The following is a 12,999-nucleotide window of genomic DNA, read 5'->3' as shown; positions in this document are numbered from 1 at the left end:
CCGCGTGCGCAATCAATATTTCTGCGGCGCGGTCGATTCGGCCAGAATCCGCATGTAAAGCTCATGACGTTTGTCATTGATCAGTCCCTTTTCCAGCGCCTCCAGTACCCCGCAGCCCGGCTCGTGTCGATGCGTGCAGTTATAGAACCGGCAATGCTGGCTAAAGGGCGCAAACTCCGGAAACCCCTGTTCAACCTCTGTCTGCCCCAGATGCTTCAGGCCGAACGCCTGAAAGCCGGGAGAGTCTATCAGATCGCCCTGACTGTCGGGCAGATGGTACAGGCGGGACGAGGTGGTGGTGTGTTTGCCCGTGCCCAGCGCCAAAGAGTGGGCCTGAGTGTCTGCCCTGGCATCGGGTACCAGAATGTTCAGGATGCTGGATTTGCCCATGCCGCTCTGACCCAGCAACAGGCTGGTTTTGCCGGCCAGCAGGGGTAGCAACGTATCGCGCAGGGCGTCGGGATGCAGGGTGCTGGTCTCAACGACGGGTACCCCCAGTGCTGCCATCTCTGCAAGTCGCGCCCGGGCCAGGGGCAGGCCCTTGCTCAGGTCGCTTTTATTGAGCAGGATCACGGGGCTGATGTCCGCGCTGAAGGCGCCAGCCAGGGCTCTTCCGGTCAGGTCGTCGGAAAAAAGCGGCTCGACCGCCACCACAATCAGTAATTGATCGACATTGGCTGCAAACTGCTTGGCGCGCATCTCGTCTGATCGGTACAGCAGGTTGCGGCGCTCATGAATGCGTTCGATCCGGCCTTCTTCCTGTCCCTGGATTTCGATATCGACATAGTCACCGACACAAATGCCGGATTTTTTGCCGCGCGTGTAACATTGGCGTAATTGGCCATCGTCCAGTTCGACCTGATAATGACGGCCGTGAGCGGCAATAACGCGGCCGCGGATCATCCTTTCATTGCCTGCAATTCATGCAATCGGCGGATACGCAGCGACGCTGGTGGGTGACTGTCGTAAAACGCCGAATGCACAGGGTCGGGTGTGAGCGTTGATGCATTGTCATCGTACAGCTTGACCAGGGCGGAAATCAGCGCATCGGAACTGGCCTGAGTATGGGCATAATGGTCAGCCTGGAACTCATCCTTGCGGGAAAAGAAGCTGAACACCGGCGCAAAGAAAAAGGTGAAAACCGGCATGGCCATGAAAAACAGCAACAGCGCCATGGCGTCATTGGAGCCGTTGATGACGGGCGATACGCCCAGGCCCTGATAGAACCAGATCTGGTTTTTCAGGTACCCCAGGATGGCGAAAAAGACCAATGCCAGCAAAAAGCTGAAAATCATGCGTTTTTGCACGTGCTTGTGGCTGAAGTGTCCCAGCTCATGTGCCAGGACTGCTTCGATCTCTTCCGGATTCAGTTTGCTCAGTAGCGTGTCGAAAAAGACGATACGGCGTGATTTGCCAAAACCGGTGAAATAGGCATTGCCATGCGCCGAGCGTTTGGAGCCGTCCATCACGAACAGCCCCTGCAGCGCGAAGTGGCAACGCTGCGCCAGGTTGTTGATGCGCTCGGCCAGTTCTGGATTGTCCAGTGGTGTAAATTTATTGAACAGCGGGGCGATCCAGGTCGGAAAGACAAACAGGATAAAGGCATTGAAGACCACCCACACCAGCCAGGCCCAGAGCCACCAAAGCGGACCGGCGGCCGCCATCAGCCAGAGCGTGACGGCAGCCAGGGGCAGGCCCAGCACCACACTGACCAGCAGACCCTTGATCGTATCACTGATGAACAGACTCAGGGTCATGCGATTGAAGCCGAATTTTTCTTCCAGCCTGAACTGCTTCCACAGGCTGAAGGGTAGATGCAGCGCGCCGGAGATGAGCAGGACTGAACCCAGCAACAGTAGCTGGCGCCAGAAATCATTGGGGATCACGCCGATCAGAAATTCATTGATGGCCTGCAATCCGCCCAGCAGAGTGAACGCAATCAGCACCATCGCGTCAAATACGCGCTGCGTCACCGACAGTTTCATGCGCTCGACCGTATAGTCGGCGGCGCGCTGATGGCTGCGCAGTCCGATTTTTTCGGCAAATTCGTCCGGCACCTGGCCGCGATAACGGGTGACATGCCGTGCCTGACGGGAAGCCAGCCACAAGTGTGTTACCGTCTCCAGGACAAGGAAAAGGACAAATAAAAGCGTAAACGGGGTTGGGGACATTTCTATTGTGTGCTCTGTGCGAAAATAATGTTTCTGAAAAATAAGGATCGAAAATGGCTGTGAATGATCTGCGACTGGTCTGGCTGGATATGGAAATGAGTGGCCTGGATCCGGAAAAAGAACGAATTCTGGAAGTGGCCGTTGTTGTCACCGAACCTGATCTGACGCTGGTTGCGGAAGGACCGGTATTGGTCATTCATCAATCCGACGAGGTGCTGACGGGCATGGATAAATGGAATACTTCCACGCATGGCCGCAGCGGCCTGACTGATAAAGTACGTACCTCCACCCTGACCGAAGCCCAGGCCGAAGATATTCTTCTGGCGTTTCTGGCACCGCTGGTTCCCAAGGGGGCTTCCCCGCTTTGCGGTAATACGATAAGCCAGGATCGGCGTTTCATGTACAAATACATGCCGCGTTTCGAGAGCCATTTTCATTACCGGAACCTGGATGTCAGCACGCTCAAGGAATTATCCCGCCGCTGGAAACCAGAAGTGTACAAGGGATTCGACAAGAAAAGCCGACACGAGGCGCTGGCCGATATTTACGAATCCATTGACGAACTCAAATACTATCGGGAACATTTTATCAAGCTTTAGCGCTTCACGGTGAATTGCACATGGCGAACGAAGTCACACCTCAGGAAGTCACAGCCCAGGCGGCCATCGCCGGCATCGGTACGGATCTGATTCATATCCATCGTATCCGTCATGCCTATGAGCGCTTTGGTGATCGTTTTGTCACGCGTATTCTCGGACCTCAGGAACGGGAAAAGTTTTTGCGCCGACAGGCCCGTGATCCGGAGCGGGGCATCCGCTTTCTGGCGACCCGGTTTGCCGCCAAGGAGGCGTTCTCCAAGGCTGTCGGTCTGGGTATGCGCCAGCCCATGGCCTGGTCGCGCATGCAAACGCTGAACGCGCCCAGCGGCCAGCCTCAGGTCGTGCTGGCCCCGCCGCTGGAAGACTGGTATGAAGCACGGTTTGGCGCCGCTCATATTTCGCTGACCGATGAAGCAGACCTGGCCATGGCATTTGCCATGGTGGAACGCAAGCCGGTGTAAGTCGGTATGTTCTATTTATTTAACTTGTACTGTCAAATACTTCAGGGCGTGCTCAAATCGGCCGGGCCGCTTCCGTATGCCGTTCAATCCGGTAAAAACGGCCTGACTGCCGATTGGCCCCCGAATACTCCCTTCAATCCGCCCTTCAATACCTCAATGAAAGCATCTGCACATTCGTCAACACAGTCGTCATTTTTGGCGCCGGGTCCCGTCATGCTCGATGTCGCCGGTCACCGCCTTACCCAGGCTGAGCGTGATCGGCTCGCCCATCCGCTAACCGGCGCTGTCATTCTGTTCGCACGCAACTATGAAAATCCGCAGCAACTGGCAGACCTGACTGCCGAGATCCATGCCGCCAGAAATGAGCCTTTGCTGATCGCTGTCGATCACGAAGGCGGGCGGGTTCAGCGTTTTCGGGATAAGGGCTTTACGCATTTGCCATCCATGCAGGAGCTGGGCCGTTATTGGGAACGTCGTCCTCTGGAGGCCATGCGCGCCGCGACCGAAATGGGTTATGTCCTGGCTGCCGAATTGCGCGCCTGCGGTGTGGATTTCAGTTTTGCGCCGGTCCTGGATCTGGACTATGGCGTCAGCTCGGTCGTGGGCAGCCGCTCTTTTCACCGGGATCCGCGTGTCGTCGCCATGCTGGCGCGGGCTCTGATTCAGGGCCTGAGCCTGGCCGGCATGGGCTCCTGTGGTAAACACTTTCCCGGTCATGGCTTTGTCGATGCCGATTCCCATGTCGCTATCCCGGTCGATGAGCGCGAGCTGGAACAGATTCTGTCTGAAGATACTATGCCCTATGGCTGGCTGGGGCACCCCGTACTCTCGGCCGTGATGCCGGCTCATGTGATTTATCCGAAAGTAGATGCCTCACCCGCCGGCTTTTCTCAAATTTGGGTACAGCAGATCCTGCGGCAGCGCCTGCATTATGATGGGGTGGTGTTCTCGGATGATCTGACCATGGAAGGGGCCTCGGTTGCAGGCGATATTACGGCCCGCGCCCAGGCAGCACTGCATGCCGGATGTGATATGGTATTGGTATGCAACCGCCCCGACCTGGCCGATGACCTGCTGGCGTCGCTGGCGGTTGAACAGTCGCCTGAATCGGTCGCCCGCATTCGCGCCCTGAAGCCGACCCGGCCATTCATGGACTGGCGTACCCTGCAATCAGACTCACGGTATCAGTATGCCCGAGACTTTCGATCTCAAATCCTTTCTGAGTGATCTGCCGCATCTGCCCGGTGTATATCGCCATCTGGATGCGGAAGACACCGTTTTATATGTGGGCAAAGCCCGGGATCTGAAAAAGCGCGTTTCATCCTATTTTCAGAAGACCCCGGACAGCCCCCGCATCGCCCTGATGGTAGCCAAGGTCTGGCGGGTGGAAGTGACCGTGACACGCTCGGAAGCCGAAGCGCTGATTCTGGAAAACAACCTGATCAAGAGCCTGCGGCCGCGCTACAACATTCTGTTTCGCGACGATAAGTCCTATCCGTATCTGATGATCAGTGCGCATGACTATCCGCGCATTGCATACTATCGTGGCACCACCAGTCGCCGTGGCCGTTTTTTCGGACCGTATCCGAACTCCTGGGCGGTGCGCGAAACCATCCAGATTCTGCAGAAAGTATTTCGCCTGCGCACCTGTGAAGATACGGTGTTTTCTAACCGTTCGCGTCCTTGCCTGCAGTATCAGATCGGCCGCTGTACCGCACCTTGTGTCAATTTCATCAGCGAAGACGATTATCAGCGCGATGTGGACCAGGCAGTGCGTTTTCTGGATGGCGAGGCCGATGATGTGGTCAGCGATCTGCAAAACCGCATGCAGCAGGCCTCGGACGAACTGCGTTTTGAACAGGCCGCGGCTTTGCGTGATCAGATGCAGGCGCTGGCAACCGTTCTGCACCAGCAATCCATGGAGGAAGTGGATAAAACCGATGTCGATATCATCGCCGTAGCGCAGGCTGCGGGCAAGGTCTGTGTCAATCTGGCCATGGTGCGTGGTGGCCGGCACCTGGGCGATCGTTCTTTTTTCCCTACGCAGGCCGATGGCGAGAGCCGTTCCGATGTGATGACGGCCTTTATCGCCCAGCATTATCTGGAAAACCCGTTGCCGCCTGTCCTGGTCTGTTCCGAAACCCTGGCCGACGAGAACCTGCTGGCCTTGCTGAATGAACAGCAACCCACGCGCATCAAGACCCGCCTGCAAACCCGCCCGCAAGGGGTGCGCCGCACCTGGCTGGACCAGGCCATGCGCAACGCCGAATTTTCGCTGGCACGCACCCTGTCCGAATCGGCCTCGCGCGCCGCGCGCACACGGGCGCTGGCTGAACTGCTGGCGCTGGATACCGATGATGAATCGCTGGACGCGCTGCGGATCGAGTGCTTTGATATCAGCCATACGGCGGGCGAAGCCACCCAGGCATCCTGTGTGGTTTATCACCATCATGATATGCAGCCCTCCTTATATCGCCGCTATAACATTGCCGGTATTACCGAAGGGGATGATTATGCCGCCATGCGCCAGGTGCTGATCCGCCGCTTTTCCAAAGTGGCTGATGGTGAAGCGCCGCTACCCGAAGTTGTACTGATCGATGGCGGCAAGGGTCAGGTAGAAATTGCCCGTCAGGTGTTTGTCGAGTTCGGCCTGGATACGCGTGTGATTGTTGGCGTGGCAAAGGGAGAAGGGCGCAAGGTCGGGCTGGAGACATTGGTCTTTACCGATGAGCGGGCCCCGGTGGCCCTGGGCCTGGGTTCAGCAGCCCTGATGCTGGTCGCCCAGGTGCGCGATGAGGCCCATCGCTTCGCGATTACCGGCATGCGTGCCCGTCGTGCCAAGGCGCGGAATGTTTCGCGGCTCGAGGAAATCGAGGGCGTAGGCGCCAAGCGTCGGCAGAAGTTGCTGGCGCGCTTCGGCGGATTTTCGGGTGTGGCCTCGGCCAGCATCGATGACTTGCGTTCAGTCGAAGGTATTTCCCGGGAACTGGCGGAACGTATCTATGAGTCTTTACGTTAGTGGTAGGATTACGCATTATGCCTTGCTGATTTTTTTGCGTATTAAAGCCCCTATGCCACTGAACATACCCATTATTCTGACCTGGATGCGGATTGCCATGATTCCGCTGATCATCGCGCTTTATTATTTGCCGGTGAACTGGATTGATGTTCCTGTGCGCGATACCATCGGCGCGCTGGCGTTTATTTTTGCGGCGCTCACTGATTGGTTCGATGGCTGGCTGGCTCGTCGGTGGAACCAGACTTCTTCTTTCGGGGCCTTTCTGGATCCGGTCGCGGACAAACTCATGGTCTGTGCAGCCTTGTTGATCCTGCTGGATCTGAGCCGACTCGATTCCTTTATTGCGCTGATCATTATCGGGCGGGAAATCACGATCTCAGCATTACGCGAGTGGATGGCCACCATCGGCGCGCGCGATAGCGTGGCAGTGCACTGGCTTGGCAAATTCAAGACAGCTGCGCAAATGACGGCGATACCGTGTCTGCTGTTTCACCAGGAGTGGCGCTCCATCCCGTTCACCATCATCGGCCAGGTGCTGGTTTATATTGCCGCCGTGCTCACCATTTGGTCCATGTTTTACTATATGAAGAAAGCCTGGCCGATCATCAAGCGACAGCAGCAGTAATGAGTGACCGCTGATGAACAACCACTCATGAACAACCACAGTAGCGAACCACGGCAGCAATAACGTTTTCTTTCTACGAAAAAATTCCGTAATGACAGGTACCCTATGACCGCCCAAACCATGACCACGCCTCTCAGGGGACCTGAGACCGGCGGCAACGCCAGAGACTGGAAGGTCATTGCGTTGATCGGGCTGCTGCATGGCGGTTCGCATTTCTATCAGTTGGTACTGCCGTCCCTGTATCTTTCCCTGAACCGGGACTTTGGCTACAGCTTTGCCGAACTGGGCTTTCTTGCCACCGTGTTCTTCGTGGTCTCGGGTTTTGGGCAGGCCTCATCGGGATTCGTAGTCGATCAACTGGGCGCGCGCCCCGTGCTGCGCTTCGGGCTGGCCTGCATGGTTGTATCTGCTTTGCTTATTTCTGTTGCCAATGCGTATTGGGTGTTTGTTCTGGCGGCGTTGATCGGTGGTGCGGGCAATTCGGTTTTTCACCCGGTCGACTTTTCCATTATCAATCAGAATGTGAGCCAGCGACGTCTGGGGCACGCCTTCAGTATTCATGGCGTGTCGGGCAATCTGGGATGGGCGCTCACGCCGGTTTTTATCACGTTCTTTATCGTGCAGACCGGTTCCTGGCGCTTCGCAGCTGCGGCTGCCGCAGTGGTGTTGTTCTGCCTCTTTCTGTCCACCTTTATCGGCGCCTCCCTGTTAGCCACACCGGTCGCGCAGAACGATGTGCAAGCGCAGGAACGCAGTCGGGCAGCGCGGCCAGGCCTGGGCGCCAAGTTGCGCATGCTTCTGAAAAATCCTGCGCTATGGGGGGCATTCCTGTTTTTTGCCTTCACCTCGGGTGCGATGTCATCGGTACAGAACTTCACTATTCCGATCCTGGGTTCGCTGTATGATGTCGGCAAGGAATGGGCCAGCTCGGCGCTTTCTCTGTATATGCTGTCTGCCGGCGCGGGTCTGCTGCTGGGCGGTTTTCTTGCGGGCAGCACCGACAGGACGGAACGCATTGTGGCCGGCTCGCTGGCCACTTCCGGACTGGTGTTCATTGCACTGGCCATGGGCGTGTTGCCGCCTGGCCTGGCGATCGCCGGGCTGTGCGTGGCTGGTTTTCTGAGTGGCATGGCGGGTCCATCGCGCGATATGCTGGTGCGCCGCGTGACGCCCAAGGGTGCGCTGGGTTCCGTCTACGGACTGGTATACTCCGGCATGGATGTGGGCTCGGCACTGGGGCCGGTGTTATACGGTTTTATGCTGGATCATCAAACTGTGCGCGGCCCCTGGCTGGTATCGGGTGTGGCTCTGTTTGGCGCGGTGCTGGCAGCGTTCTGGGTGGCCTGGTGCGCACAGCGTCAGGAAAACCAGCGAGTCGTCGCCGAGCCAGGATCAGCCTGACGCCATAGCAAACCAGGGTCGATTCGTTGATTCCGGTCGTCGGCCGAGATTGCCTCTCCGGTTACTCTTGTCGCTGGCAGCGGCGTATACTTAAGGCATAAATTTAAAACGGGAAACCGCTGCCAGCCGGCGAACCCGGACTAAACCGCAACGCGGTAGATCGCATGCCTTTTCGGAAAGGAGAGCTACAAATGACAAACGTCAAACGCCTTGTTGGATACGGTCTGGCCGTGGTCGTACTGCTGTTTGTATTTTCCCTGTACATCAACCCGGACTTGTATATTTCGGTCTCCAATTTATTCTGGTCCTGCTTCGGGGCGTTTTGAACGGTGCGGCGCATACGCTGCCTGAGATTCATGAATGAGGTAAATTTCACATTATGGGATTGCCATTTCATAACGTGAATTTTGCATGTTGCACCTGCAAATTGTTCATTTCATCATCGCAAATTCTATTTCATATTATAAAATAAAATCACTAACTAATTGATTTATATGAAATTAATAATTAGTCTTATATAAGACATAAGTGTATATTGCACTGCGATCTTCCGATAGAATTTTCTCCATGGAATCTTACTTTTCTTTTTAGGAGTGAATCATGTCTAAACGCGAAACCGCTATCCGTAATCTTCAGAATGAATGGGCAGAAAATCCCCGCTGGCAGGGAATCAAACGGGGTTATGGTGCCGAGGAGGTCATCAAACTGCGTGGGTCACGTCAGAACGAATACACACTGGCCCGTACCGGTTCCGAAAAACTCTGGAACCTGCTCAATAACGAGCCTTTCGTCAATACGCTGGGCGCGTTGACCGGCAACCAGGCCATGCAACAGATCAAGGCCGGCCTCAAGGCAATCTATCTGTCGGGCTGGCAGGTTGCGGGCGACGCCAACATCGCTGGTGAAATGTACCCCGATCAGTCCCTGTATCCCGCCAACTCCGTTCCACAGGTCGTGCGTCGCATCAACAACTCGCTGACGCGCTGTGACCAGATTCAGTGGATGGAAGGCAAGGAAGAGGGCGATGAAGGCTATGTGGACTATTTCGCCCCGATCATTGCCGATGCAGAAGCCGGCTTCGGTGGTGTACTGAACGCCTTTGAACTGATGAAGGCCATGATCGACGCAGGCGCCTCAGGTGTTCACTTTGAAGATCAACTGGCATCCGTGAAAAAATGTGGCCACATGGGCGGCAAAGTATTGGTGCCGACACGCGAAGCCGTTGCCAAACTGGTGTCTGCCCGACTGGCAGCCGATGTCATGGGGGTACCGACAGTGCTGCTGGCCCGGACTGACGCCGACGCGGCCGATCTGATCACCAGCGACGTGGACGAGAACGATCAGGCATTCCTGACCGGCGAGCGCACGGCCGAAGGCTTTTTCCGTACGAAAGCCGGCCTGGATCAGGCGATTTCCCGCGGACTGGCCTATGCTCCTTATGCCGACCTGCTCTGGTGCGAAACCTCGACGCCGAATCTGGAAGACGCGAAGAAATTTGCCGAAGCCATTCATAAGCAGTTCCCGGGCAAACTGCTGGCGTACAACTGCTCGCCATCGTTCAACTGGAAGAAGAATCTGGATGACGTCACCATTGCCAAATTCCAGCGTGAACTGGGCGCCATGGGTTACAAATTCCAGTTCATCACGCTTGCCGGCTTCCATGCACTGAACTATGGCATGTTCGAACTGGCCCATGGTTACGCTCGCAACCAGATGAGTGCGTTTGTCGAATTGCAGCAGAAAGAATTCGCGGCTGCGGACAAGGGCTTTACGGCTGTCAAACACCAGCGCGAAGTAGGTACGGGTTACTTTGATGCCGTGACCCAGACAATCGAAGGCGGTCGTTCTTCAACGACAGCCCTGACCGGTTCAACCGAAGAGGCTCAGTTCTCTCACGGTTAAGGCAAAGGGCGGTTGGCGAGGCGACAGCCTTGCCTGCCGTGTAGTAACGAAATCGGCCATGTCGGGCAAGTGTGATGAATTGTTCACGCATGCCCGGCATGGCCGTTATTCTTTTGCCGGAATTTCGTTGTTGTTGTTGTTGTTGTTGTTGTTGTTGTTGTTGTTGTTGTTGTTGTTGTTGTTGTTGTTGTTGTTGTTGTTGTTGTTGTTGTTGTTGTTGTTGTTGTTGTTGTTGTTGTTGTTGTTGTTGTTGTTGTTGTTGTTGTTGTTGTTGTTGTTGTTGTTGTTGTTGTTGTTGTTGTTGTTGTTGTTGTTGTTGTTGTTGTTGTTGTTGTTGTTGTTGTTGTTGTTGTTGTTGTTGTTGTTGTTGTTGTTGTTGTTGTTGTTGTTGTTGTTGTTGTTGTTGTTGTTGTTGTTGTTGTTGTTGTTGTTGTTGTTGTTGTTGTTGTTGTTGTTGTTGTTGTTGTTGTTGTTGTTGTTGTTGTTGTTGTGCTTTCGATGTGCGCTTTTTTACTGGCGCACACCCGAAACATCAATAAGGCATAGTCACCTGATGACCGCTGCTGCGCTGGCGTTCAGCCAGGCCGTGAGCCAGATCGGCGACCGACGCGGCATAGAAATAGCTGCGGTTGTATTTCGTAATCGCGAAAAAATTGCGTGTGGCGGTGCGATACTCATTGCTGCCGCGGATTTCGTCACGCAAATCAATCACGCCCAATTCCTTGCCGGTTTGCCAGTTGCCGCCTTGTGCGCCCGGGCGTAATGTGGCTCCCCGACTTTGCAACTGGCTCCAGGTGAAGGTCGGTTCAAGGCCCCCATCCACTAAAGCAGCGGCGCCAGCCGGCAGCGTCACAGGAGCAAAAACTGGGGTATCGGCGCGCCAGCCGTGTTTGGCAAGATAGTTGGCTACAGACAGAATGGCATCCTGGGTGCTGTAGCGCAAATCGATGTGGCCGTCATTGTCGCCGTCAACCGCGTAGTGCTCAATGCTGACAGGCATGAACTGGGGCAGGCCGATGGCGCCGGCAAAGGAACCGGTGGCTGCGTTGGCATCCACTTTATCGCGATAGTCCAGATCCAGCAGGGCGGCTAGCTGATTGCGGAACATCTGGCTCTTCTCGGGCCGGTTAGGTTCAGGATGATGAAAGCCCAATGTGTACAGGGCATCCATGACACGGAACGATCCGGTTTGTTCGCCATATACGGTTTCCACGCCAATAATCGCGGTAATGACCGCCGCCGGGACGCCATAGGTTTTTTCTGCCCGGTTCAGCACCTGGCGGTTGGCGTCCCAGAAAGCCGTGCCCTTGCGCAGACGAATGGGTTCGACAAACCGGTTGCGGTAGCTCTGCCAGGCGCGCGTGACCCGGCCGCCACTGCCCTTGGGCGTCATCAGGCGAATCACGCGATCATCGACCGTGGCCGTCGCCATCAGTTTTTCTATATGGGCTTTGGGAATGGCATGGCGCTCGGCTACCTGGGTAATAAAGGTGTTCCGGTCTGCGCTCAGCTTGCGGTTCTCGGCCGCCCAGCCTGCGGGTCCGTTACTGCCCGCGGAAACGGCATCCTGGCGGCCAGTGGAAGAGACGGACTGGCCAGTTGAAGAACAGGCAGACAGTGACAGCAGCAGGACTGGGAGAAGCAGTGCAAATGATCGTTTCAAAAGGAACCCCGTGAAGATGACAGAATGGGCGCGGCAAACGCGGATATGACCAGGAACTGAGCAGGACATGAACAGCATCATGCCACAAGTGATCGGGCAACAGGACGATCGACTGAGTCCCCGGCAAATGCGGGGCGGCTTGTCCCATGGCAAAATATGGTAGATTGTAGGCAGATAAAATAAGATCAATCAAGCGTAATTCAGTTATTTAAAAGCAGGACGAATATTGTGGAGACACTATTCATTACGCATTCTTCGTGCCACCGGCACGAAATGCACGCCTGGCACCCCGAGTCGCCGGCCCGACTCGATGCCATCAATGACCGGCTGGTTGCCAGCGGTCTGGCCGATTTTCTGCAGCACATTCCGGCTCGGGAAGCGCAGGAATCCGATCTGTTGCGTGTCCATACCGAAGCGCATGTGCATTATCTGCGTGACAATGCGCCGCAGGAAGGGTATTTCAATGTCGATACCGAAGAAACCTGCATGAATCCCCATACCTGGCAGGCCGCGTTGCATGCGGCAGGGGCAGGGCTGGAGGCGGTTGACCGGATCTTGGCCGGTCACGCCAAAAACGCGTTCTGCGCCGTGCGGCCGCCCGGCCATCACGCCGAGCCATCGCGTGCCAGTGGTTTTTGCTTTTTCAACAACCTGGCGATTGCGGTACGCTATGCGCAGCAACGTTATGGCATCAAACGGATTGCGATTGTCGATTTCGATGTGCATCACGGCAACGGAACGGAAGCGGTCTTTGCCAATGATAATTCGATCATGATGTGCAGTTTCTTTCAGTATCCGCTGTTTCCCAACAGCGGAGTGGATCACCCGGCTGCCAATATGCATAACAGTCCGGTCCCCGCCTATACCAAGGCAGAGAAAATCCGGGAGCTGGTCGAGCGCGAATGGCTGCCGGCGCTTGACGCGTTCAAGCCCGAGCTGGTGTTTATCTCTGCCGGGTTCGACGCGCACCGTGAAGACGATATGGGTCAGCTTGATCTGGTCGAAAAGGATTATGTGTGGCTCACCGAAAAGGTCAAGGAAATCGCTGCCAGCTACAGCGATGGGCGGATTATCAGCATGCTCGAAGGTGGTTACGCACTCTCAGCATTGGGGCGTAGCGCCGAAGCACATATCCGCGCACTGGCCGGTTTATAACAT

General features: G+C 55.7%; 13 protein-coding genes. 9 read left to right on the top strand and 4 right to left on the bottom strand.

Annotated elements, in window-relative coordinates; all coding sequences use genetic code 11:
• Positions 1 to 12: 12 nt before the first annotated feature.
• Positions 13 to 903 carry a ribosome small subunit-dependent GTPase A gene (rsgA, locus tag W822_RS39360; protein WP_031243129.1) on the bottom strand — a complete coding sequence of 297 codons (891 nt, stop codon included), beginning with the start codon at positions 901 to 903 and terminating at the stop codon, positions 13 to 15.
• Positions 900 to 2,171 (bottom strand): M48 family metallopeptidase, encoded by a 1,272-nt coding sequence (locus W822_RS39355; RefSeq protein WP_031243128.1) that lies wholly within the window; start codon positions 2,169 to 2,171, stop codon positions 900 to 902. Before W822_RS39355 ends, rsgA begins: the two co-directional genes overlap by 4 nt.
• A 53-nt stretch (positions 2,172 to 2,224) precedes the next feature.
• On the opposite strand from W822_RS39355, the gene orn reads away from it, so the two are divergent.
• The 8 genes from orn to aceA all read left to right on the top strand — a co-directional run bounded on the left by orn (position 2,225) and on the right by aceA (position 10,178).
• Positions 2,225 to 2,770, top strand: coding sequence for an oligoribonuclease (gene orn / locus W822_RS39350; protein ID WP_024006222.1), 546 nt, complete (start codon positions 2,225 to 2,227; stop codon positions 2,768 to 2,770).
• Between the two features lie 20 nt (positions 2,771 to 2,790).
• A complete protein-coding gene (gene acpS, locus W822_RS39345; RefSeq protein WP_024006221.1) occupies positions 2,791 to 3,231 on the top strand; it encodes a holo-ACP synthase in 441 nt (146 codons plus the stop codon).
• 156 nt (positions 3,232 to 3,387) lie between these two features.
• The gene (nagZ, locus tag W822_RS39340; protein WP_031243127.1) at positions 3,388 to 4,458 is read left to right on the top strand and encodes a beta-N-acetylhexosaminidase; all 1,071 of its coding nucleotides are present in this window, start codon (positions 3,388 to 3,390) and stop codon (positions 4,456 to 4,458) included.
• Positions 4,421 to 6,250, top strand: a complete 1,830-nt coding sequence (uvrC, locus tag W822_RS39335; RefSeq protein WP_024006219.1) for an excinuclease ABC subunit UvrC — start codon at positions 4,421 to 4,423, stop codon at positions 6,248 to 6,250. Before nagZ ends, uvrC begins: the two co-directional genes overlap by 38 nt.
• A 52-nt stretch (positions 6,251 to 6,302) precedes the next feature.
• Positions 6,303 to 6,875: a CDP-diacylglycerol--glycerol-3-phosphate 3-phosphatidyltransferase gene (gene pgsA / locus W822_RS39330; protein ID WP_024006218.1), complete on the top strand. Its 573-nt coding sequence runs from the start codon at positions 6,303 to 6,305 to the stop codon at positions 6,873 to 6,875.
• 105 nt (positions 6,876 to 6,980) lie between these two features.
• Complete coding sequence (locus tag W822_RS39325) at positions 6,981 to 8,276, top strand: MFS transporter (RefSeq protein ID WP_024006217.1); 1,296 nt, start codon at positions 6,981 to 6,983, stop codon at positions 8,274 to 8,276.
• A 191-nt stretch (positions 8,277 to 8,467) separates the two neighbouring features.
• Positions 8,468 to 8,602 (top strand): hypothetical protein, encoded by a 135-nt coding sequence (locus tag W822_RS46745; RefSeq protein ID WP_024006216.1) that lies wholly within the window; start codon positions 8,468 to 8,470, stop codon positions 8,600 to 8,602.
• Between the two features lie 274 nt (positions 8,603 to 8,876).
• Positions 8,877 to 10,178 carry an isocitrate lyase gene (gene aceA, locus W822_RS0123860; RefSeq protein WP_031243124.1) on the top strand — a complete coding sequence of 434 codons (1,302 nt, stop codon included), beginning with the start codon at positions 8,877 to 8,879 and terminating at the stop codon, positions 10,176 to 10,178.
• 83 nt (positions 10,179 to 10,261) lie between these two features.
• Here aceA and W822_RS46540 read toward each other — a convergent pair whose 3' ends face one another.
• Positions 10,262 to 10,711 (bottom strand): hypothetical protein, encoded by a 450-nt coding sequence (locus W822_RS46540; RefSeq protein ID WP_172642804.1) that lies wholly within the window; start codon positions 10,709 to 10,711, stop codon positions 10,262 to 10,264.
• Positions 10,711 to 11,841, bottom strand: coding sequence for a lytic murein transglycosylase B (mltB, locus tag W822_RS0123855; RefSeq protein ID WP_051401800.1), 1,131 nt, complete (start codon positions 11,839 to 11,841; stop codon positions 10,711 to 10,713). Before mltB ends, W822_RS46540 begins: the two co-directional genes overlap by 1 nt.
• Before the next feature lie 228 nt (positions 11,842 to 12,069).
• Between mltB and W822_RS39320 the strand changes: the two genes are divergently transcribed.
• Positions 12,070 to 12,996 carry a histone deacetylase family protein gene (locus W822_RS39320; RefSeq protein WP_024006214.1) on the top strand — a complete coding sequence of 309 codons (927 nt, stop codon included), beginning with the start codon at positions 12,070 to 12,072 and terminating at the stop codon, positions 12,994 to 12,996.
• Positions 12,997 to 12,999: the final 3 nt, after the last annotated feature.

This window comes from Advenella kashmirensis W13003 (assembly GCF_000506985.1).
Taxonomy (GTDB): Bacteria; Pseudomonadota; Gammaproteobacteria; order Burkholderiales; family Burkholderiaceae_B; genus Advenella; species Advenella kashmirensis_A.
The sequence above is the reverse complement of the archived record's forward strand: the minus strand, read 5'-3'. Positions and strand labels throughout refer to the sequence as shown.

Bases quoted from the DNA above. Each gene is read 5' to 3' on its own strand.
- W822_RS39325 (WP_024006217.1), top strand. From the start codon at position 6,981: ATGACCGCCCAAACCATGACCACGCCTCTCAGGGGACCTGAGACCGGC.
- nagZ (WP_031243127.1), top strand. From the start codon at position 3,388: ATGAAAGCATCTGCACATTCGTCAACACAGTCGTCATTTTTGGCGCCG.
- rsgA (WP_031243129.1), bottom strand. From the start codon at position 903: ATGATCCGCGGCCGCGTTATTGCCGCTCACGGCCGTCATTATCAGGTC.
- acpS (WP_024006221.1), top strand. From the start codon at position 2,791: ATGGCGAACGAAGTCACACCTCAGGAAGTCACAGCCCAGGCGGCCATC.
- W822_RS46745 (WP_024006216.1), top strand. From the start codon at position 8,468: ATGACAAACGTCAAACGCCTTGTTGGATACGGTCTGGCCGTGGTCGTA.
- W822_RS39355 (WP_031243128.1), bottom strand. From the start codon at position 2,171: ATGTCCCCAACCCCGTTTACGCTTTTATTTGTCCTTTTCCTTGTCCTG.
- uvrC (WP_024006219.1), top strand. From the start codon at position 4,421: ATGCCCGAGACTTTCGATCTCAAATCCTTTCTGAGTGATCTGCCGCAT.
- W822_RS46540 (WP_172642804.1), bottom strand. From the start codon at position 10,711: ATGTTTCGGGTGTGCGCCAGTAAAAAAGCGCACATCGAAAGCACAACA.
- pgsA (WP_024006218.1), top strand. From the start codon at position 6,303: ATGCCACTGAACATACCCATTATTCTGACCTGGATGCGGATTGCCATG.
- aceA (WP_031243124.1), top strand. From the start codon at position 8,877: ATGTCTAAACGCGAAACCGCTATCCGTAATCTTCAGAATGAATGGGCA.
- orn (WP_024006222.1), top strand. From the start codon at position 2,225: ATGGCTGTGAATGATCTGCGACTGGTCTGGCTGGATATGGAAATGAGT.